Genomic DNA, 20,396 nt, shown 5'->3' with positions numbered 1-20,396 from the left:
ATTAATATACCCCTTCTTTTACTGAAATCTGTGGTAATAATTCATCTAAAGCAAACTCAGTTAAGCCAATTCTGCTTGCAGTGTCGCTACCTGCCGCCACCGCCATCTTTAAAGCTTCTTCAACTGATTTATTTTTTTCTAATAGAGCAATAAAAGTTCCCAGCATTGTATCGCCTGCACAAGCTGAATTGACTACTTTGATTTTGGGCGCATTGGCAAATAAAATGCGATTATCATTAATTAATGCTGCTCCTTGTGCCCCTAAAGAAACCAAAACATTTTTACAACCACCTGCCACTAATTTTTGTGACAATTCTACGATTTTCTTTTTAGTTAATTTTTCCTTGCAGTTAAAAAGTTTTGCCAATTCTGCATCATTCGGTTTTAGCAAAAATGGTTGAAATGGCAAAGTATCAAGAATTGCCGCATAACTACTATCGATAACTAACTTAGCTTTCTTATTATTAGCAATTTTAGCAATTTCAACCAAAATATTGGGTTTAATTCCCTTGGAAAAACTTCCAGAAATCATTACAATATCATTAGTTACCAAATTAGTGGTTAGATACTGCAAAAATTTATCCTGAACGGTTTGATTAATTATAGGTCCCGGATTTACCTCTTTATATTCAGTATTTTCGTCAATGACATTTGTAAAAACATTAACTCTAGTTGGTTCCTTAACTTTAAAAAAATTAGTTTGTATACCTTTTTCCTTTAATCCAGAAACGATATAATCCAATGTAAAACCACCACCAATACCAGTAGCAACACTATCTATACCTAATTTTTTCAAAATAAATGATACGTTAACGCCTTTACCATTTGGTTGTAACTCAAATTTTTCAGTTCTATTAACTACCTTAGGTTCCAACTTTTTTGTCACAATCACTAAATCAATTGCCGGATTTAGAGTTATTGTATAAATCAAAATTTTCACTCCTTTTTATTGACTTTTACTTTATTATATAGATAATTTGTTGTAACATTTTTCTTAATGATAGCGTTTACTTTTATAATATAGAAAAAGTTTTACAAATGAGGTAAATCAATGCCAACTAAAGAACTCAGTTCTGCTGAACTCCACTTATGGAACATTGTCGAAAATAATCCTGAACAAATTGCAAAAATGTCAATAGTTAAATTAAGTCAATTCGCAAATGTATCTACTGCGACAATCGTACGCACAATGCAAAAAATGGGCTATAGCGGTTATACTTCTTACCGTGAATCTTTAAAATTAAAGAGTAAATCAAACTCTGCCTTTAGCGTCTTAAATGACGCTGACGATAAAATCCGTCATGTCATTACTAAAAACGAGATTGAAATGAATAATACCCTCCATAATCTTAGCTACAGCACGATTGAAGATAGTATTTCATTAACTAGACAAGCAAAAATTATTTATATTTTTGCCAGAGGTTTATCAGAATCAATTGCCAATGAATTAATGGTTAAGTTGCAGTTAACTGGGAAATATTGTGAATTTCATTCTGATCCAAATATTATTAAAACTATGGCTAGTAAAATTAAACCTAATGCACTTGCAATTTTTATTACTCTAAATGGCGAAACCGAAGAACTAGTTGCAGCAGCAGCCATTTTGAATAAAAATGAAATACCAACTCTAACTTTTACTACCAATCCAGCCGGAAGTATCATGCCTTATTCCACCATGTCATTTATCGGATATATGTCAAAAACAAATTATTTTCCTGAATATGAGGTGCGTTCACGCTTACCTTTACAAATTATGACACGTATTTTTAGTGATGCTTATTCTGTTAGAACTGGTTTTTATGAAAGCAAATAAAAAGGCCATCTATATATAGATGGCTTTTCCTATACTGTTTAATTATTCTATTTTTAATTTTTCACGCCAGGATTTTGCACCGCTGAGCACTTTATTTAAATTTTCAATATTTTCCTTACCTTTAGTTGCAAGCCATTTACGGCCAGCTTCTTCACTTTCACCAGCAAACGGTTTAATCGCTGGTTTCCAGGTAGCTCGCCCGCAAAGAACGCCATTAAATTTTGCTCCCACATCCTCAGCCATTTTAATCTCAGCAATAAATTCCTCGCTTGTTACACCAGCTGATAAGAAGATATAGGGTAGATCGGTTGCTTCGGATTGCTTTTTCAATAATTTTTTAGCTTCAGCTTGAGTATAAATAACGTTGTTATCGCCATTAAAGCCTTCAACATACTTAAGATTAAAGGGAATTTCCACCTTTAAAACCGTCACATTATATTGAGGTTTTGAGAACTCTTGCATGGTTGCAATAACTTTATTAGCCTTAACTTTAGCAAAATCTTCGCCTTTAGTATCATTAATTTTAGCATCGTAAGTCAATATTTCTAAGAAAAATGGCAATTCATTAGCTTTTGACTCAGCACCTACTCTTTCAACAAAAGCTTTCTTTTTATCATTGATTTCTTCTCCCTCGTCTGGATCATAATAAACTAAAAATTTGATTGCATCACCACCCTCATTCTTAATTCGTAACCCAGATTGATTCTCAATTAAATCAGGCATTCTACCAGGTACAGTTGTATCATAACCAGTTTTTTCATAAGAAAGCAGTAAACCACAATTCTTATCTCTAACTTTAGTAGCAGGAAGACCGTATTCTGGATCAGTCAATATTGATGAAGCATACGGTGTTAGTTCACTTGAAACGGCCTTTTTAAAATCAACAATTGTTGTTTCATCTGCTGGTTTATTTGCTGCATCGGCCAGCATTGTTTTAAGCGATCCACGTTGATCGATTGCTAATGCACTAATGATACCATCTTCAGTTGATAAATTTTCCATATGTTTAGCAACGGTAGAAGTAATTGTTCTCATTATATATCTCCTTTGATAAATTTATTAATCGCACACAATTATTATATACTCAAATTAACAGCTTTAAAAGCGGTTCCAATCTTTGTGTAAAGCTTTACAGATAATTTGTTATTTTAGAAAAACTTTACTCAAAACTGTATCTAATCTATTTGAATTTCAACATTTTTATTCCTAAAATTACAAGACTTAAATATTTAGTTTGTGTTAGAATTTAACTGACAAAAAGGTAACAGAAACAATATTGAGGTGTTTCTTATGACATTCACTTATACGCTGAGATACATGTTGGATCCACGCACAAATACGTCAGAAAAAAAACAAAAACTACTAAATTTTGTTAAAAATGCAAAAATTGATGATGTTGCATTTTTTATTAATGGAGAAGAATTGAACCATAGCCACCTAACTAAAAAAGAGACTCAAATATGGCTTAATGCAATTAAGCCTGTGCAAAAAGAATTAGCTAAATTAGGCATTACAACTAGCTTAAATCCTTGGACTACAATTATGCATTCAGATAGAGGTTATCAAATTAATCCAACAATTGGTTTCAAAACCTTTGTTGATCTTAATGGCAATAAAGCAAAAGATATGGCTTGTCCTGCTGATCCTCATTGGCGCAAATATATTTGTGAAATTTACGCTCAATATGCCAGTATACATCCCCGGCGTCTTTGGCTTGAAGACGATTTTCGCCATTACAATCACTCACCACTTGGGTTAATGTGCTTTTGTCCATACCATATGAAGTTATATCAGCAAAGATTAGGTTTTGCAGAATCACGCACAGATTTTGTTAATAAACTTCTTCAAACAGGAAAAGTTTCCCAAGAGCGACAAGTTTATCTTGACCAAGCTCGCCAAGAAATGATTGAAAATGAACATTTAATTGAACAGGCAGTGCATAGAGTTAGTCCAGAAACCGATTTGGCTCAAATGACTTCCTATCCTGACTGGCATGCACTTGAAGGACGTGATTGGCAAAAACTAATTATTACACAAGCTGGCTCAGGACATACTCCAATTGCTCGTCCTCATCTGCCAGCTTATAACGAAGTAGCACCATTAAAATATGGTCGTGATTTTGAAGCATATACTAGAATTACTGCGGCTTTTTTAGGAGAAGAAACTGACCTTTATCCTGAACTAGAAAACTATATGTACTCACCACTAGTCAAATCGTTATCTTTTACAAAGTTTCAGATTATCACAGCTGTTCTTGTAGGTAGCAAAGGTATTTTGCTCAACCTATTTGACATGATGGGCAATGGTATTAACGACTCTTGGCACTATGCTGAAATGCTATCTGAAATCAAGCCGTTTCTAACTGAACTTTCAAATAATCGCTTGTTAATAAACCATTTACGTGGCATTAAGGTATTAGTCAATCAAGATTCTAGTTACAGTCTTCAAACCCCAACAGGTAAGGACATCACTGAGCTTCTGCCCCATGAAAAAAACTGGGCCAGTTTGCTTGGATCTTTTGGTTTTGCCATAACAATCACTGCTGTTAATTCAGAAGGTCAACTAAACAACGAAACTATTGCTATATCTGGACAACTGTTGCGTAACTTTTCTAATGAAAAAATTACTGATTTATTAAGCAATAACTTTGTTTTACTTGATGGGGAAAGCGTGCAAGTGCTTTTAGATCGTGGCTTAAATAGTTTATTACATATTAAAAAAGCAAAATGGCACAAATGTAGAACAGCTTATCAAACATACGAACAAGCAGATGGTTATCGAATTAATAATATTGTTAATCCACGAATCACGATGCTTCAACATACTGGTAATTACTTAAAACTTGACTATGAAAAAAATTCTCCTGTTGAAATTTACTCTAATGCATATAATTCAGTAGGAGAAAAATTGGGCAACTTTATGGCCATCGTTAACAAGCGAACAATTATTTTACCAATGGATCAAGATCCTAAATACGGTTGGGAATCTCAATATACTAGTTATAAACAAGGACTTTTACAACAAATGATTAATCAGATTCATTCCGTTGATTATTTAGTTGATATGCCCAATGTTAAATTAAATATTCAAAATGATGGTAAAATTGCGTGGTTAACTAACTTTACTTTAGACAGTTACAAGGAAATTCGATGGCACTTGTCTCAACCGTTATCTAAAGATAATGTAACTGTTATTAAGCAAAAAGGAAAATCTTTTATTCGTGAGATATTATCAATTAAAGTTAAAAATAATATTGCCACTATTTCTACCAAACTTAATCCACTCGAAACAATTCAACTATTGTTCTAATTCATGTAAAAAATAAAACCTGATTTTCTTTTCAAATCAGGTTTTATTTTATTTAACTTTTTATTTTTTCATTTTTGCTAGCATTTTTGAAACATCAACCATCCCAGCTTTTCCAGCCGTAATATAATCAGAATCTATACCGTTCATTTGACTATTCAGCCATTCAATAACTAGGGGTAAATTCATTCCTGCAATCAAATGGAGCTGTTCACCTGCCATAATCAGCTGGCTAACCACATTAGCTGGTGTACCACCCATTAAATCAGCAAAAACCGTAATATTTTCTGGATTGACACCAGCAATTTCCTTTTCAAATTTTTGCTTAAAATCAGCTGGACTTTCTGATGGAAGTAAACATACAGCATGAACATGCTCTTGTTCTCCCATAATTAATTCAGCACTAGCCTTTACTCCCTCAGCCATGCTTCCATGACTAATTAAAATCAATTCATTTTTTGCCATTTATATTCTTTTTCCTTAATAATTAAATTTTGGCAATAACACCAATACCGCCTAAAATGACACAAAGTACTAATACAATTAAAATTGCCTTAGTTGAAGTCATCCCTTTCTTTCCAAGCAGCCAATATACAAAGGCTACTACTGCCGCTGGCAAAAGTTTCGGAATAATCATGTCAAGATTATTTTGAACATTCATAGTAACCTTACCTATTTGTGGCACCCAGGCAAACTTGATATTAACCATTGTAGCCACTAGCGCACCGACCATAAATACTCCCAATACGGTAGCAGAATCGGTTAAAGCATTTAAACTATCCCGCATATCAGTAACAAGAGATACTCCCTTATCATAAGCAAAATGTAGCTGTTTCCAACGGAAAATACAAATTAACAAACTGGCAACTACCCAGATAATAATACCGATAGGGTTGCCTTGTGCAGCCATTGAAGCTGCCAAAGCACCAAAGATGGTTGGAACAAGGGAAGCAAAGATCGAGTCTCCAATCGCGGCAAATGGACCCATCAAGCCAACTTTTAAACTTGTAACTGTATCCTTACCCTCTATTCCTTCATTCTCTTCTACGGCCAAGTCAATACCAGTGACAATTGTATTAAAGAAGTTAGAAGTATTGAAAAACTGCATATGCGTTTTCAACATCTCTTTCAATTCTGGACTATCATCACCATAGATTTTTCTTAGCTGCGGTAAAATTGTGTACAAATAACCACTATTTTGCATCCTTTCATAATTCCATCCCAGCTGAAAGCCGAATAATGATCGACGATTAATTTGTTTAAAATCTTTATCTGTTAATTGATACTTTGGTTTAGAGTTCATCATCAGTGATCTCTCCTTTATTATCATTAATCTTTGAATCTACATTTCCACTTGGGGCTACGACATTTTTAGCAGCTACTTTATTAATTGGAATACTCTTGTAATGAAGAATTGCTAAAGCTAATCCTATCATAGCAATTGCTAACATTGGAAGTCCATTGAAAGTCGCTGTGAATGATTTATTTGCTGCAGCGATTCCAGCACCCAAAGCTTGGATGTTAGAAAAAATAACAGAGAATAAAGTTGTGACAGTAAAACCTAGTATTAAATACGCAATATGCTTTTTAACTGGAAGATAGCGTAATAAAATTGCAAATCCAACTGCTGGAAGTGTAGCACCTGCAACAGTTAACCCAGTACCTAACCACATTAAATCACCGTTTAATGCTTTAGCAATTGTTTGAACCAAACCACGTCCAAACGCCAAAGCAATAAATACTGGTACTGCCCGAGATAAGGCCCATGGAATTGCACCGTATAAAATATTTCTTTCAACCGCACTATAATTTATTTTATCCTGGTCAATCAAATGGTCAATTCTATGCGCAAAATATGTATTAGCAAATCTTGCTAAAACATCCAACTCAACCATAATTGCTGCAACTGGTACCGCAATTGATGAAATAGCTGTTTGTGGGCTCATACCCTTAACGCTAGTTGAAAATGCAGTTGCTAAAACTGTTCCAGTTGTTGCATCTATCTTTGAAGCACCACCAAAAGTACCTACTCCTAAAACCATTAGCTGCATTGAAGCTCCAATGATTAACCCAGTTTGTAAATCGCCCATAATTATTCCTGCAATCATACCGGCACCAACAGGAGTGTTCAATGATGAATAAATTTGTAACTCATCAAGAATCTCTAAACCTGCGTATACTGTAAGCAGTAGTATTTGCCACCAAGCCATTTTCTTCCCCTCTACTTCATTTTTTCATCAATCAGTTTCATTAAGTCACGTGCATCAACGCTTGGATTAACTTGAGCTATTAAATTCACACCTTTAGCAGCAATTTGTTTAAAAATCTCAGCATCTTCTGAACTAATATTAACCTGTTTGGTTAATTCAGTAGTATCCTCTTTTTTAGACATATTCCCAACATTAATCATTTCAAGACTAACGCCCAAGTTAAGAAGATTGAGAAATTTTTGTGGCTTTTTTGCAACAATGAAAATTCGCTGATTACCATAACGATCCTTATTTAAATGATCCGCCGCAACTTCAGTTGGTAAAACGCTTAATCTAGTTGTCATTGGCGTCGCCATTCTTAACCCACTTTTTTGAATGTCATCCTTTGCCGCCACTTCATCAAGAACAATAATTCGTTCTACCTGCAACTTAGGAGTCCAAAGATTGGCTACTTGACCATGAACCAAGCGCTCATCAACTCTTGCACCCACAATATTCATATCTGCTCCTCCATCTATCTATATTAAGTAAATTTAAATAATTAATAGAAACCGCTTTCATATTTACATAATAAGGTACCAACCAATTTTTGTCAACAAACAGCTCATAAATAATTAAAGCATTAATATTTTACTGTATTAAATTTTTTTACTGTCAAATACCTTTTAAAATTTATGAATTGTTACTCCCTTAACGACTCGATTAACCGTTCCAGTTGGCGATGGCGTATCTGGCTTATTACCCACTTTAATTGAGGTCAATAGTGCGAGCGTTTGACCAAACATTATATCTGGTAAGGCCAAATAGGCATTGGGTAACAAATTTTTTTCAGCAAAAGTGAATGATTTTCCGTCAAAGTTTTGGCCCTCCTTTTCTTGACCAACTGCCATCACAAGCGGCACAATTTGATCATCTTTGATCTCATTTAAGATATCCAAGTCGTATTGTCTGGTATAAAAATTATTTGAGATAAAATCAAAAACAATTGTCTTTTTGTCCAAAAATGACTTTGGACCATGACGAAGTCCCATTGACGTATCAAAGAGGGCAGCTACTTTACCAGCAGTCAATTCCAAAATCTTCAGCCTTGCTTCTTCGGCAAGACCGCCAAGACTGCCACTTCCTATATAAGTGATACGGTTAAAATCAGTATCAACGATCGTTTGTATTTCACCTTCCCGTTCAATGACACTTTCGCCCATTTGGACAATCTGTTCAATTATCTTACCCTTTTGCTTATCAGCCATTTGGTCAAAAACGAGTAGAGCTGCAAGACTCATACATGAAAATGAACCAGTCATCGCAAAGCCTTGGTCTAGCGATTTTTCTGGCATTAGCAATACTAGTCCGCATGGATCACCAATCAGGTCTTGAGCTAATTGACCAACAGGTGCACAGGTAATGGCAATTTGATACAAGTGCTTGACCATTTTTTTTGCTAATTCAACTGTTGCCACTGATTCAGGCGAATTACCACTGCGTGCAAACGAAACTAAAATCGTTGGTGTTTCTGGTTCAAGGTAATCTTCTGGCGTAGATACAATTTTAGTGGTATCGATAGCTTCGAAGTTATATTTATTGCGATCGCCATGCTTTTGCAAGTATGGCATCACGGTATTGCCAACATAGGCACTAGTTCCAGCCCCAGTGAAAATAACCCGTACCTTACTCCATTGTTGGCTAATTTTGGCTAAAAAAGCCGAGATTTCATCTTTTTTTTCCTGGTATATTTCCCATGTTTCCAGCCATAATTTAGGTTGTTGCTCAATTTCACGAGTCGTGATTTTAGCATTCATTTGTTCTAATTCTGCATCTATTTTAGTAAACATTTATTTTCTCCTTCTATTAAAAATCAAAATAACTTATTGTATTGGCGCGAACGATAAATAAACTTGTCACCGCGGGCTAGTGATATCGTAAACTCGATCGGAATATTTTTTTCATTGATAGTTTTACGGAAAATTTTCAAACACGGTGAACCAGCTTTTTCATCTAAATACTGGCCCTCTTGTTCACTTAAACTAACAGCCTGCACGTCCTCAAACGCCATTACACCAATTTGGTTGTACTTTTGTTTGAAAACACCGTACAGCTGCTGATTTTGCAAGTCGGTAATCTTAAAATCTGGAAAAAGCCTGGCTGGTAAGTAGCTTTTACTAAAAATCCGTGGCTGGTTATTGGCTAAACGTATGCGTACCAACTCATAAACTTGTTCATTTTCGGCTAAATTCAGTTGTTCGATGATATGCTGATTCGGAATAACTAATTCTAAACTTCGATTTTGAGTCGAGGCTTTTTGACCAGCCCGTTTCAATTCCTCAGAAAAAGAATACATTCCGCCAATATTAGGTTGATCAAGAACAACGCTCGCAACAAAAGTTCCTTTGCCATGAAGACGATAAATTAATCCGCGTTCTTCTAGATTTTGCAACGCTAATCTAATAGTATTACGACTAATACCGTATTTAATTAAAAGTTGACGCTCACTTGGTAAGCGAGCATTGGGATTCATCTTTTTAATTTGTTTTTCTAAATCAGTAATCACCCGCTGATAAAGCGGTTTTTGCATTGTCTTTCTTCCTTTCCAACTGGTTGATACCACTTATGATTTGAGTGTATCAAAGAAAGCGGTTAATTTCAATTTAATTTTAGCTTATTTTATCTTTTTTCATCAGTACTTATCTGAACTGTTACTTACTTTTAACAGCATTCGCAACATTTTAGTCATAAAAAAGACCAGTAAGATTGTTCACCTTACTGACCTTTGTCATGATTTTATTTATTTATTTTATTACCGCGCCAATCGTAATACTTTTGGCTGAGGCGATTTTTTGGGTTATCATAAACGACTACCCGATACAATGCATAAATTGTTCCTACCATTGCAACTAAACTGGTTAACCAATTTTTGAAAAGTACTTGCACAAGATTAATCACAATTACAAACACAGTCCACATAAAAAGACCGTTACGTCTAGCTACTTCTTTTGGTATAACCTTTTCTTTTTTCATTCAAATCATCCTTACTAGAATCATTGTAATTAACTATGATTTTTAGCTGCGGTGTATTCTATATTCCTCTTCTTCATTTCACGTGCATACCACCAGAATAATAGAAGATAGACTACCAAAGCGGCAATTGCATAAATAATGAACATACCGTGTTGCTTCCATGCATTACCAACTAAATAAGCCAAGAATTTTTCAACTGGGCCTTCCATCGTAGTATCAGAAACCAATGTGTGGGCCGGAATTGCTGCACCAACTGAGTGAGCCATGTTGGTAACAAATGGACCAACCATTGTGCCTGCTCAAAGGAAGATTGGTAGTTCAACCGTACCGATAATAATCATTCGAATGATTTTACCGCGAGTAACAACTAACAAAGCTGGCGTTACACCCATGGCAATAATACCACCGAGTGGCATTAATCTGTTACCTGGCAAAATCATTGCTTCAAGCATCATAATTGGTGCCAAGACATTGGCAGCTGCCCAGATTTCAGACCGACCAGCAAGAAATGGCCAGTCAAGACCAATGTTAAATGACCTGCCGGAAAATTTCTTGGTGGCGAAGTCTGCAATTCCTTGTGATAGTGGCTCAACCGAAGCAATAAACCATGAGCCAATAACGGAGAAGAGTTCAATACATGAACCACCAACAAAGGATAGCGTAAACATATCTTTCCATCCCTGTTCAGTGGCTAAGTTGTTACCTGCAAGTAAGGAAACAAAGACACCAAGGTAAACACCAATGGCAAATCTGCTGCCCCAGAAACCAATTTTTTCATTCAACTTGGTTGAATCAAAATCGAATTTATCAAGCCACGGAAGACATTCATCAAAGAACTTGTTGAAGACCATGATAATAGGATTCATCATGTAATTCATGTGCGTGGTCGTCATTGGGTTACCTTCAGGCGCATCAAGTAAGTCATTGAAAGTTGGTTTCATCAAATCAGAGTTGATGATCTTCATTGTTCCAATAAAGATAACCAGTAGAGTCGAAAGCCATAATGGTGCTCCGACATAAACACAGAACAAGCCGATGAAGGCTAAGTGCCAAACGTCAAAAATATCAACATCCAAAGTGTTGGTTTTGTTCATTACTAGTAAAAGAACGTTCAAAATGATTAATACTAAGAGGTAAAAAAGAGTATAAGGTGAACCCCAAGTAATTGTTGCTAATGGTGCCCACCCCATATCCTGCATATCCATATGAATTCCAGTGTGCTTAACAAACTGCATCATTGGCTTTTGAAATGCCATAGTTAGCATATTCATAATATTACCGATTGCCGTAATTGCAATCGCTAATTTCATACCACCTTCGAGCGCTTTAGAAAATTTAACCCGAAAGAGTAAGGCAATAAATGTTAACACAATTAGCATTATCGTGGCTGCACCCATATCAATAAGTGGTTTAAAAAGTGAATTAGCGAAATTAATTATTCCGTTCATTATTAGTTCCTTTCAAATAAAACTATTTTGCATTAATTTCCTTAACTACTTTTTCCACATTGTCATAAACTGGTTTGGCCATTGTTGGTATCCGATACAAAATAGCACCGGCATCAATCAAAGGAATCTTTGGTGCAAATGAAAGATCCGTCTTGGCGATTGTTAGGTAGCCATCATAGTGTGACAATAATTCTTCATTGACATCTTTAACCATGTAAGCATCAACCTTAACGTTATAGCCGCGCTTTCTCATTTCTTCCTCAACTGCATCTTTAATTTGGTGCGATGAGTTAACCCCTGCCCCACACGCAGCAATAAATTTAACTTCTCTACTCATAAAAATACCCCCTATTGCTCAAAATGCTCACTTAAAAACTGATAAATTTTATCAGGGTTAGTAAGACTGAATAACTCTTGTAGTTTTGAAACAGACGTAAGTCGAAGAAAGTCCATTATTTGTGCCAAGATATTTGCCTGTCCTTCTGGATCATTATTTAAAATCATAAATAAGAATTTCACTGGTAATTCTTGATCAGGCGCAATCATATTTTTAAATCCAACCGTCGACTTCAAGGCAACCGGAATTATTAAACGCGTATTAACAAATTCCCCTTCAGTGTGCGGTACTGCAATATTAGGCAGTTCTTTTGTAATCGGTGATGTGTCAATTCCAGTCGGGTAATCGGCCTCTCGTTTGGCGATTTCAGTAAAGAAATCAGCCTTAACAAGATCTTGTTGTAGCAATTGCTCTGAAACTTCCCTTAAAACCGCGGTTGAATCAATCGCATCGCTGACAAATACAGCTTTTGGTGAAAACAAGCTATCTACTTTCACAGCTCAGACTCCTTTTCCATACTAGGCAAGCTCTTTCGCTTTTGTTTGAAAATGTTTTATTTTGTTTGATTGTCTATTGATATTATATGTAACCGGATTCAAAATTGCAACAAATTTTCTTAATTTTCTACAAATTGAAATAGTGAAACTTTGTTTATCATTCTGATTTTATTAAACAAATTTCTCTCTGCCTTAACGAATACAAAAAAAGACCACGACAATCTCTGCATGATCTTTTGTATTTGTGTGCGATTAAATTTTGTTTTTTATTTACTTTTATTAGTCGTGGTATACGCCTTCGGCCCACTTCTTATTTTCTTCATCAAAGAAGTGAACATTATCCTTTTGATCAGGATTTGGCTTTGCAATACCATCAATTTTGGTAATTAATTTGCGGTTATCGTCAGTTGGGGCATACCTAGCATTCAAAAATGAATCTACAATATCAAAAATGAAATCACGTCCAAGGACAATACCGCCAAAGCCAATAACATTTGCATTTAATTCACGGCGGGCATATTCAGCTTGAGTAGCGTCGCCAACCATCGCTGCTCGAATACCCTCATTTTTATCAGCGGCCGTTGAAATACCGATGCCTGTCCCGCAAAGAACGATACCAAGATCAGCGCGGCCATCAGCAACGTCTTCTGCCACGCGTTTACCATACATTGGATAGTGAGTTCTTGTGTTGTCATGTGTACCTTCATCAATTACACGATAGCCCTCATCCTTAAGGTGATCAGAAATAGCCATTTTAATTGCAGTCACAATATGGTCATTACCCAAGGCAATCACCGTATGCTTATCAATTTTAGGATCAACAAATTCTGGTTGTGGTCGATCATTATCTAACATTTTTAGCCCTCCCTCAGATCATTTCTTCTAACATGTTTAGCCGAATCTGATGCCGTCCGCCAGCATAATCAGTATCAAGATAATGTTGCACGATCGAATAGGCTAATTTTTCACCAACAATGCCACTTCCCAAAGCGATAGCCTTGGCACCGTTGTGCATCGCTGTCATGTGGGCAGTTCTTTCCTCGTTCACATTTGCGGTAACCATCCCTTTGACCTTGTTAGAAGCCATTGCCGATCCTACACCATATTCATCAAACATGATGGCTTTTTTAATACCGTTATCCAGTACTTCACGTGTAACTAGCAAGCTAGATTCAACAAAATCTGCTGCTGCTTTTGTTGTAACGTCCAAGACCTCATAATTGTGATCCTCCAAGTACTGCTTGACTTTTTCCTTTAAGTCAAAGCCAGCCTGATCGCTACCAATAACAACTTTCATAGCTAAAACTCCTCTCAAAACAACTATTTATAAATGGTTGTAAATTGACTATAATGTTTTTCCAATTCAGGATCGATACCATGATTAGTAATCAAACCATCAACATCGCGCAAGTCATAAAATTGATGAAAATCACTGTGATCCAATTTAGAATAATCAGCCACAATCAATTTAACTTGTGAATGATCTAATCCGATTTTCTCGGTTTGACCCTCTTCTAAGTTAGCTGTTGTCATAGAAGTATCTTTAATGCCATTAACACCTACAAAGCCGACTGAAAAAGACATTGTTGCAAGTTCACTATTAGCAAGAGCCCCTAAAAAAGCACCACTGATTCTCCGATAAGAACCGCCAATCATGATCAGATCATAATTATTAGGACTGTTTTTAGCCACTTCAAAAACTGGCAGTGAATTAGTCACTATCCTGAGATGCTTAACTTTCAAGTTAGCAACCATTAATTCTAAAGTAGTGCCCGGACCAACATAAATTGAATCATTTTCATGAATTAGATTGCAGGCGCGCTTGGCAACTTCAATCTTTTCCTTACTATGAATCTCTCTTTTTTGTTTGTAACTTTTTTCAATACGGCTTTGGTCTGACAAAATCTGCGCGCCACCGTGAATACGCATAATCTTGTTGAACTTATGCAATTCATTTAGATCCCGCCTAATTGTCATATCAGACACCTTGAGGGCTTGAGCCAATTCATCAACTGTTACAAACTTTTGCGTGTTTACTATCTGTAAAATCGTCTTTAATCTTTCACTTTTTAACATGGTTACCTACTTTTTAAACTAGATTAAGCAACTAACTTAGTTCATCTTTTAGTATAATTGTTCTATTTTGTTTGTCAATGTTTGAACATGTTTGATAAACAGATTAAGAATAATTAGCTGCAAGTTATTTCTTCTTTCTAAATCTATTCTATATCATGTTGTTCAAAAATTATTAAATCAATGGCTTCTTTACAAAATTTTGTCTTCCGATAATTTTCGTAAAAAATCATTCAAAATTTCAGCGTATTTTCCAGAAGTAGAAACAGTAATCAATGGGGAAAATTATTTTAGAAAGCGATGATTTCAAATCAAACTTGAATAAGCTGATTTTTCGCAAAAGTGTCTGACAATAGATTGCAAAACATTAAGCATGATTGATAATTTCATTAACAGTCACCTGGTCTAATCGGGAGAGATTTTCCACTAACAATTGCGTGATTGCCACTATCATAATGAGAATTGATTAATTCACTTAGTGAATTTAGTAACCCGATATTATTTACATTAGTCACCTTTAAACACTTCTATTAGCTCAATTTGCAATTTTTGACATCAATTAACTTTAAGTATAGCTGGTAACTATCAGTTATGACTGCTATTTTTAGTTTAAAAGATATTTTAGTTATTTATTTAAGCACTTGATAAAATCTTCCTTTAAGTTAAGCTTTTTTATGATTTAGTAGTTTATACTAATAGTAATAAGTTGTAACAATATAAAAAGGAAAAACATGCCACGAAAATCAAGCTTTAGCTTACGGACTAAATCTGTTTTACTAGTTTTTTTAACAACAGTTATTTTTGTTATTACTGCTGGCAGTATCGCTTCATACCATGTCAAACAGAGTCAAAAGCAAATAATCAAAGAAGAAATCGCTGGAGTTGCTAGAATTGCTGCTCAGGATGCAACCGTTAAGGAAACCCTAAAAAAGCATCCTCAGCCTACCCAAAATAATTCATTGCAAAAGTATGCCAATCAAATCACACAGGCATCTCATGTTGATTTCGTTGTCATTTTAGACCGGAAATTAATGCACTACTCCCACCCTGATGCTAGTCGGATTGGCAAAAGATTTAGTTCTCCGCAAGATGCTAAAAAATCAAGCACTGGTAAAAGCCATTATTCACATCGCAAAGGTATTTTAGGAACGGGTTACCGCATCTTTGTTCCTGTTTTCAAGAACAAACAGCAAGTTGGCATTGTCTGCGTTGGCCTAACCGATAGCTCAATTAACCGAGCAATTTTATCTGCTCAAAAAGCGGTTATTCTTGGTTCATTATTTGCTTTATGTGCTGGCATAATTTTGGCACTTTTTTTAGCACAAAGGATTAAAAAATCTCTTTTTAATATGGAACCAGATGAAATTGCTACTAAGCTGACGGAATTACACGCTATTATTGATAGTATTGATGAAATCTTAATTGCCGTTAATGAACAAAACATCGTAATTACAACCAATTATTTAGCTAAAAAAACATTTCCAGCAGTTAAAGTGGGTACTGCACTAGATTCCAATTTAGCTAAACTAATTTTTAATCATAATCATTCACAAAATAAGACCAATGTTCCGCTCTTAATTAACGCTAAAGAGTACATTGTATCCACTAGTAGGCTAGTTTATCATGACAAAACTTATGGCCAAATTGCTCTACTGCAAGATCAATCCAAATACCAACAACTGTCTGAACAATTAGCTGGAAGTGAGCAATACATTCAAGCCCTTAGAGCGCAATCGCATGAATTTCGCAATAAATTACAGGCAATTTACGGTATGATTGAATTAAAGCAATATGATAATGTTACTAATTTTATTGGTAAAGTTAATGCTAATTACCAGCAAGAGTTTGGCCAGCTAAACCAGCAGATTGAATCACCAGCTTTAGTCGGTTTTTTAACCGGTAAAATTAATCAGGCTAAAGAGCAAAAAGTGACTTTGACACTTACTCCTGATTCCTATCTGCCACAAGCAATTGTTTCAGACCAATTAAATCTTGATCTGATCAAGATATTGGGTAACTTAATCGACAATGCCTTAGCTGCCATTGATACCAGTGGTGCCATTAAACTCGAACTTAATTATGATACCGAAAGTACGACCCTGATTATAGAAGTGACCGATAACGGTAGTGGTATTTTGCCTGCTGTCCGAGAACAACTTTTTAAGCAAAAATATTCTACTAAAGGTAAAGGTCATGGTTACGGCTTAATGCTAGTTAAGCAAATTGTCGATAATCATCACGGCTATATTGACATTACACCTTGTAATCCACATGGTAGCAATTTCTATCTTGAATTACCGATTAACAGCGAGGAGTAAAAATGTTACAGATTCTCATTGTGGAAGATGACCCCATGGTCAATTCAGTTGATAAACAGTACCTAATGAAAATAATTCCGCCCGCAAAAATGCAGCTTTATCAAGTAGATAGGGCAGATAAAGCTTTAGCCCTTGCGCAAAAAATGCAGCTTGATTTGGTCTTACTCGATATTTATTTACCTAAAATTTCAGGTACTGAGCTTCTTCACTTATTTATTGAGCACAATCTCCATCCGAATGTAATCATGTTATCAGCTGCTAAAGATAGCCAAAGCGTTAACCAAGCGTTAAACTATGGCGTACTCGATTACCTGGTAAAACCATTTTCTTTTGAGCGATTCCATAAGGCAATTGAGCATTTTCTAAAATATAATGAGGTATTAAACCAAGATCGACAATTATCGCAAACTGAACTCGATCAGATTTTCATTACACAAGAGTTTGCTGGAGAAAAAGAAATGACTTCCTTGCCTAAAGGACTATCAAATTTTTCTCTTAACAAAATAAAGGCAATCATCGCAGAAACACCCGATTATTTTTCTAATCAGGAGATTGCCCGTAAGTCTAAACTCTCACGGATTACCACGAAAAAGTATTTAGATTATTTAGTAAAAACTAATGAATTAACAATCAAAACCCATTACCTAAAAGTAGGTCGACCAATTAAACTTTACAAAGCTAATAAATAAAAAGCGAACTATCAGTTGATAGCTCGCTTTTTTGTGTATTAACTTAGTCTAACTTAACGTCGTTATCAGTCTTACCTGTCTCTAAAACTTGGTGGAAGTTTTCATAGCTGACTGCAATCATATCCGTTAAAGCTGGACTCGTGTAAGAACCAATGTGCGGAGTTAGTAGAACCTTAGGATATAAATCAACTAACTGCTTAGTCAGTTCATTAGTGATATTGCCTTTAAAATCATGTCCCAGCACTTCAACTTCGTCCGGTAAAACATCACTAGCAAAACCAGCAATTTTATTTTGAGTGATTGCCTTAATAATAGCAGGATAATCAGCAAGTTGTGTTCTCGCCGTATTAACCAAAACAGCAGTTGGTTTCATTTTCTTTAAAAAGTCCGCATCGATTAAACGATCATTTTGACCTGGGAAATACGGCACGTGGATTGAAACAATATCTGATTTTGCTAGCAATTCATCCTGCTCAACAAATTCAACATATTGTTTAGCGAAGTCGCTTGGATAAGGATCATAGCCCAAGACTTTGGTTCCCATTCCACTATATAGCTGCGCTTCAGTCGCCCCAATTCGACCAGTTCCGATAATTCCCACAGTACTTGAATGAACTTCACCAGAAAAAGTGGCGGTCGAAACACTAAAGTTTCCCTGCCTGGTCATATCGACTGCCAAAGCAGTATGTCTAAAGAGCATCATTCCTAAGGTCATTGCCAATTCGGCTACGGCGTATGGTGAATATGCCGGAACACGAGCAACTTTCATTTCATATTTGGCGGCAGTCTTAAGATCAATATGGTTAAAACCTACTGTTCTAGTAAAGACGTATTTAATGCCCCACTCATTTAATTTCGCCAAGTTTTGTGCGTCTGCCTTACAATTGGCACGTAACAAAACAGCATCTGCGCCTTTAGCAGTTTCAATATTATCGTGAGTTAACAATTCAGATTCCAATTGCACATCATAATGATATTTATTTAATTTCTTGAAGTAATCTACTTCATTTTCACGTACGCCATAAGCAACAATTTTAAACATAAAAACCTCCTAATTAATGAAATAATCCGCTTTGACTAAGAACACCGAGAAAGGCAATCCAAAATGGCATTGCCACTACCGCTAAAATTGTCGATACAAAGGATGCATTGGACGATAATACCGCCTCACGATCAAAGCTAATCGCATAAGACGAAGCAACGGCAGCGGTTGGCGTAGCCATCATAATAATGATTGTACCTAAGGCAACATAGCTAATCGGTAAGATGTTAGTCACATTTAAGATGACCAGTATTACCAAGTTAAGCAGTGGTACTAAGACAACCTTATTAAAACTGTAATACCAAGAAGTCTTGTTTCCCGCAGCTTTTTTAAATGAAGTCGAACCTAAAGTAGCACCGATTGATAGCCAAGCAAGTGGTGATGCCAGGTTAGCCAGATATTGCAGTGGTTTGTACAACCAAATTGCAGTCTGATCAATTCGGTAAAAGGCAACCTTAATTATTGGTGCACCAGGATTAATTATGCCATTAACAGCTTGTCTTACAGCAACCTGTGGCATATAATTTTGCACTAGCCACATAATCAGTCCCAAAAAAGTAGCAATTACCACCGGATTGACAAACATTTTTTTGATATTGCTTGCATTCATTTTCAAGCCAGACATCTTAATATAAGCATAAGAATATAAAAAAATCCGGTAGCCAATATTAAAAATCGAGCTATACATTATGCCCTTGGTACCAAAGACCGCACCAACAATTGGAATTCCAAAAAAGGTAGTTGAACCAAAAGTGGTTAAAATTGCTAGAACATCCCGCTTATCTTTAGGATATTTGGCATAAGAAATTGGGGTTACCAAAATCAAAATAATATAAATTACAATTCCCCAAATTAACACATTCATCCCTTGCGAAAAAGTTTCGCCATTAATTGGCTGCATAAATGAGTTGAATGCCAAAGCCGGAAGCGCAACTGTTAAAACAATCTTAGATAAAAGCTTACCATACTTTTCTGTAAAGATATTACGCTTACGTAAATAAAAACCCAATAAAATAATAAAAATTGTTGATGTTACTGAGCTAACTATCGCAGCATTGGAAAATGTCACTTGAATCGCTTTCGCAATATTCATCTTTCTCCTCCTAATTAATTACATATTTCACAATATATTTTAGTTTTAACCTAAATTTTTGATAATAATAGTAAATTAATGTAACCTTTTGTAACTTATGTAAGCGAAATCAAGTAAATATAAACGAACAATTTTACCAGTAAAGTAACTTGCATTTGTCGGAAAATTCAAGCTAGTAGAATATGTGAATAAAAAACAAAACAAAAGCATCCTATTTGATCTTCACAAAATAGAATGCTTCTTAACATTATTTTTGTATGAGCTATTTAAAATTCATCAAAGCCGTCTTCTTCTTGCTCTGCTACATGGCTTACCTTCTTATGAACTGGCGATTGCTCAAAAAAGGCATACATAATTGCTGCCATTACCACAGCAAAAATCGCTGCTCCAGGTGCTGCATAAGTTTGAATTGCCAAAGATATGCCAATGATTGAACCAGAAACTAAATTTACGTAAAAATCATCTGGTTGAAGCCCTGTTATTCGACAAAATTTTTAGCTAAACGCCGGAAGCCCTAAAAGTGACCATACCCGTTAATTAGTTTAATCATTAACCTTA

The 20,396-nt window shown here is 35.5% G+C and carries 21 protein-coding genes and 1 pseudogene; 4 read left to right on the top strand and 18 right to left on the bottom strand.

Features of this window, described 5'->3' with window-relative positions; all coding sequences use genetic code 11:
* Position 1 precedes the first annotated feature (1 nt).
* On the bottom strand, positions 2-931 hold the full coding sequence (gene pfkB, locus F5ESL0225_RS01355) for a 1-phosphofructokinase (RefSeq protein WP_122021309.1): 930 nt from the start codon (positions 929-931) through the stop codon (positions 2-4).
* Between the two features lie 120 nt (positions 932-1,051).
* Here pfkB and F5ESL0225_RS01350 point away from each other — a divergent pair, with 120 nt between their 5' ends.
* Positions 1,052-1,813, top strand: a complete 762-nt coding sequence (locus F5ESL0225_RS01350; RefSeq protein ID WP_090093575.1) for a MurR/RpiR family transcriptional regulator — start codon at positions 1,052-1,054, stop codon at positions 1,811-1,813.
* Positions 1,814-1,855: 42 nt separating this feature from the next.
* On the opposite strand, the gene F5ESL0225_RS01345 is transcribed toward F5ESL0225_RS01350, so the two are convergent.
* The gene (locus F5ESL0225_RS01345; RefSeq protein WP_122021308.1) at positions 1,856-2,848 is read right to left on the bottom strand and encodes a tagatose 1,6-diphosphate aldolase; all 993 of its coding nucleotides are present in this window, start codon (positions 2,846-2,848) and stop codon (positions 1,856-1,858) included.
* 255 nt (positions 2,849-3,103) lie between these two features.
* Between F5ESL0225_RS01345 and F5ESL0225_RS01340 the strand changes: the two genes are divergently transcribed.
* On the top strand, positions 3,104-5,122 hold the full coding sequence (locus F5ESL0225_RS01340) for a hypothetical protein (RefSeq protein WP_122047720.1): 2,019 nt from the start codon (positions 3,104-3,106) through the stop codon (positions 5,120-5,122).
* Between the two features lie 60 nt (positions 5,123-5,182).
* Here the strand turns inward: F5ESL0225_RS01340 and F5ESL0225_RS01335 are convergent, their stop codons facing one another.
* From F5ESL0225_RS01335 to F5ESL0225_RS01275, 13 genes and pseudogenes are all read right to left on the bottom strand, one after another.
* A complete protein-coding gene (locus F5ESL0225_RS01335; RefSeq protein ID WP_122047719.1) occupies positions 5,183-5,584 on the bottom strand; it encodes a PTS sugar transporter subunit IIA in 402 nt (133 codons plus the stop codon).
* A 22-nt stretch (positions 5,585-5,606) separates the two neighbouring features.
* Positions 5,607-6,425 carry a PTS system mannose/fructose/sorbose family transporter subunit IID gene (locus tag F5ESL0225_RS01330; RefSeq protein ID WP_122047718.1) on the bottom strand — a complete coding sequence of 273 codons (819 nt, stop codon included), beginning with the start codon at positions 6,423-6,425 and terminating at the stop codon, positions 5,607-5,609.
* Positions 6,412-7,329, bottom strand: a complete 918-nt coding sequence (locus F5ESL0225_RS01325) for a PTS sugar transporter subunit IIC (RefSeq protein WP_122047717.1) — start codon at positions 7,327-7,329, stop codon at positions 6,412-6,414. Before F5ESL0225_RS01325 ends, F5ESL0225_RS01330 begins: the two co-directional genes overlap by 14 nt.
* A gap of 11 nt (positions 7,330-7,340) precedes the next feature.
* Entirely contained in the window at positions 7,341-7,829 is a 489-nt protein-coding gene (locus F5ESL0225_RS01320) for a PTS sugar transporter subunit IIB (RefSeq protein WP_122047716.1), read from the bottom strand.
* A 165-nt stretch (positions 7,830-7,994) separates the two neighbouring features.
* A complete protein-coding gene (locus F5ESL0225_RS01315; protein WP_122047715.1) occupies positions 7,995-9,158 on the bottom strand; it encodes an SIS domain-containing protein in 1,164 nt (387 codons plus the stop codon).
* 23 nt (positions 9,159-9,181) lie between these two features.
* On the bottom strand, positions 9,182-9,898 hold the full coding sequence (locus tag F5ESL0225_RS01310; RefSeq protein WP_122047714.1) for a GntR family transcriptional regulator: 717 nt from the start codon (positions 9,896-9,898) through the stop codon (positions 9,182-9,184).
* A gap of 206 nt (positions 9,899-10,104) precedes the next feature.
* A complete protein-coding gene (locus tag F5ESL0225_RS01305) occupies positions 10,105-10,341 on the bottom strand; it encodes a hypothetical protein (RefSeq protein WP_122047713.1) in 237 nt (78 codons plus the stop codon).
* A 29-nt stretch (positions 10,342-10,370) separates the two neighbouring features.
* Positions 10,371-11,789: pseudogene (locus F5ESL0225_RS01300) on the bottom strand (PTS transporter subunit IIC).
* A 22-nt stretch (positions 11,790-11,811) separates the two neighbouring features.
* Positions 11,812-12,126 carry a PTS fructose transporter subunit IIB gene (locus tag F5ESL0225_RS01295; protein WP_122021301.1) on the bottom strand — a complete coding sequence of 105 codons (315 nt, stop codon included), beginning with the start codon at positions 12,124-12,126 and terminating at the stop codon, positions 11,812-11,814.
* Positions 12,127-12,137: 11 nt separating this feature from the next.
* Entirely contained in the window at positions 12,138-12,623 is a 486-nt protein-coding gene (locus F5ESL0225_RS01290; protein ID WP_122021300.1) for a PTS sugar transporter subunit IIA, read from the bottom strand.
* Positions 12,624-12,902: 279 nt separating this feature from the next.
* Positions 12,903-13,478 carry a galactose-6-phosphate isomerase subunit LacB gene (gene lacB, locus F5ESL0225_RS01285; protein WP_090093551.1) on the bottom strand — a complete coding sequence of 192 codons (576 nt, stop codon included), beginning with the start codon at positions 13,476-13,478 and terminating at the stop codon, positions 12,903-12,905.
* A gap of 13 nt (positions 13,479-13,491) precedes the next feature.
* The gene (gene lacA, locus F5ESL0225_RS01280; RefSeq protein WP_122021299.1) at positions 13,492-13,920 is read right to left on the bottom strand and encodes a galactose-6-phosphate isomerase subunit LacA; all 429 of its coding nucleotides are present in this window, start codon (positions 13,918-13,920) and stop codon (positions 13,492-13,494) included.
* A gap of 23 nt (positions 13,921-13,943) precedes the next feature.
* Positions 13,944-14,699 (bottom strand): DeoR/GlpR family DNA-binding transcription regulator, encoded by a 756-nt coding sequence (locus tag F5ESL0225_RS01275; RefSeq protein ID WP_122024427.1) that lies wholly within the window; start codon positions 14,697-14,699, stop codon positions 13,944-13,946.
* 728 nt (positions 14,700-15,427) lie between these two features.
* Here F5ESL0225_RS01275 and F5ESL0225_RS01270 point away from each other — a divergent pair.
* Both F5ESL0225_RS01270 and F5ESL0225_RS01265 read left to right on the top strand, forming a co-directional pair.
* Positions 15,428-17,014 (top strand): sensor histidine kinase, encoded by a 1,587-nt coding sequence (locus F5ESL0225_RS01270; protein WP_122047712.1) that lies wholly within the window; start codon positions 15,428-15,430, stop codon positions 17,012-17,014.
* 2 nt (positions 17,015-17,016) lie between these two features.
* Positions 17,017-17,703, top strand: a complete 687-nt coding sequence (locus tag F5ESL0225_RS01265) for a response regulator (protein ID WP_122047711.1) — start codon at positions 17,017-17,019, stop codon at positions 17,701-17,703.
* 43 nt (positions 17,704-17,746) lie between these two features.
* Here the strand turns inward: F5ESL0225_RS01265 and F5ESL0225_RS01260 are convergent, their stop codons facing one another.
* The 3 genes from F5ESL0225_RS01260 to F5ESL0225_RS08290 all read right to left on the bottom strand — a co-directional run bounded on the left by F5ESL0225_RS01260 (position 17,747) and on the right by F5ESL0225_RS08290 (position 20,254).
* Positions 17,747-18,745, bottom strand: coding sequence for an NAD(P)-dependent oxidoreductase (locus F5ESL0225_RS01260; protein WP_122047710.1), 999 nt, complete (start codon positions 18,743-18,745; stop codon positions 17,747-17,749).
* Between the two features lie 13 nt (positions 18,746-18,758).
* Complete coding sequence (locus F5ESL0225_RS01255; protein ID WP_122047709.1) at positions 18,759-19,838, bottom strand: AEC family transporter; 1,080 nt, start codon at positions 19,836-19,838, stop codon at positions 18,759-18,761.
* 266 nt (positions 19,839-20,104) lie between these two features.
* Entirely contained in the window at positions 20,105-20,254 is a 150-nt protein-coding gene (locus F5ESL0225_RS08290; protein ID WP_158592373.1) for a hypothetical protein, read from the bottom strand.
* Between the last annotated feature and the right edge of the window lie 142 nt (positions 20,255-20,396).

This window comes from Lactobacillus sp. ESL0225 (genome assembly GCF_003692905.1).
Classification (GTDB): domain Bacteria; phylum Bacillota; class Bacilli; order Lactobacillales; family Lactobacillaceae; genus Lactobacillus; species Lactobacillus bombicola.
The sequence above is the reverse complement of the archived record's forward strand: the minus strand, read 5'-3'. Positions and strand labels throughout refer to the sequence as shown.

Coding starts and splice junctions, on each gene's coding strand:
- F5ESL0225_RS01265 (WP_122047711.1), top strand. CDS start 17,017: ATGTTACAGATTCTCATTGTGGAAGATGACCCCATGGTCAATTCAGTT.
- F5ESL0225_RS01305 (WP_122047713.1), bottom strand. CDS start 10,341: ATGAAAAAAGAAAAGGTTATACCAAAAGAAGTAGCTAGACGTAACGGT.
- F5ESL0225_RS01350 (WP_090093575.1), top strand. CDS start 1,052: ATGCCAACTAAAGAACTCAGTTCTGCTGAACTCCACTTATGGAACATT.
- F5ESL0225_RS01270 (WP_122047712.1), top strand. CDS start 15,428: ATGCCACGAAAATCAAGCTTTAGCTTACGGACTAAATCTGTTTTACTA.
- F5ESL0225_RS01275 (WP_122024427.1), bottom strand. CDS start 14,699: ATGTTAAAAAGTGAAAGATTAAAGACGATTTTACAGATAGTAAACACG.
- lacA (WP_122021299.1), bottom strand. CDS start 13,920: ATGAAAGTTGTTATTGGTAGCGATCAGGCTGGCTTTGACTTAAAGGAA.
- F5ESL0225_RS01345 (WP_122021308.1), bottom strand. CDS start 2,848: ATGAGAACAATTACTTCTACCGTTGCTAAACATATGGAAAATTTATCA.
- F5ESL0225_RS01315 (WP_122047715.1), bottom strand. CDS start 9,158: ATGTTTACTAAAATAGATGCAGAATTAGAACAAATGAATGCTAAAATC.
- F5ESL0225_RS01255 (WP_122047709.1), bottom strand. CDS start 19,838: ATGAATATTGCGAAAGCGATTCAAGTGACATTTTCCAATGCTGCGATA.
- F5ESL0225_RS01310 (WP_122047714.1), bottom strand. CDS start 9,898: ATGCAAAAACCGCTTTATCAGCGGGTGATTACTGATTTAGAAAAACAA.
- F5ESL0225_RS01325 (WP_122047717.1), bottom strand. CDS start 7,329: ATGGCTTGGTGGCAAATACTACTGCTTACAGTATACGCAGGTTTAGAG.
- F5ESL0225_RS01295 (WP_122021301.1), bottom strand. CDS start 12,126: ATGAGTAGAGAAGTTAAATTTATTGCTGCGTGTGGGGCAGGGGTTAAC.
- F5ESL0225_RS01335 (WP_122047719.1), bottom strand. CDS start 5,584: ATGGCAAAAAATGAATTGATTTTAATTAGTCATGGAAGCATGGCTGAG.
- F5ESL0225_RS01320 (WP_122047716.1), bottom strand. CDS start 7,829: ATGAATATTGTGGGTGCAAGAGTTGATGAGCGCTTGGTTCATGGTCAA.
- F5ESL0225_RS01260 (WP_122047710.1), bottom strand. CDS start 18,745: ATGTTTAAAATTGTTGCTTATGGCGTACGTGAAAATGAAGTAGATTAC.
- lacB (WP_090093551.1), bottom strand. CDS start 13,478: ATGTTAGATAATGATCGACCACAACCAGAATTTGTTGATCCTAAAATT.
- F5ESL0225_RS01330 (WP_122047718.1), bottom strand. CDS start 6,425: ATGATGAACTCTAAACCAAAGTATCAATTAACAGATAAAGATTTTAAA.
- F5ESL0225_RS01340 (WP_122047720.1), top strand. CDS start 3,104: ATGACATTCACTTATACGCTGAGATACATGTTGGATCCACGCACAAAT.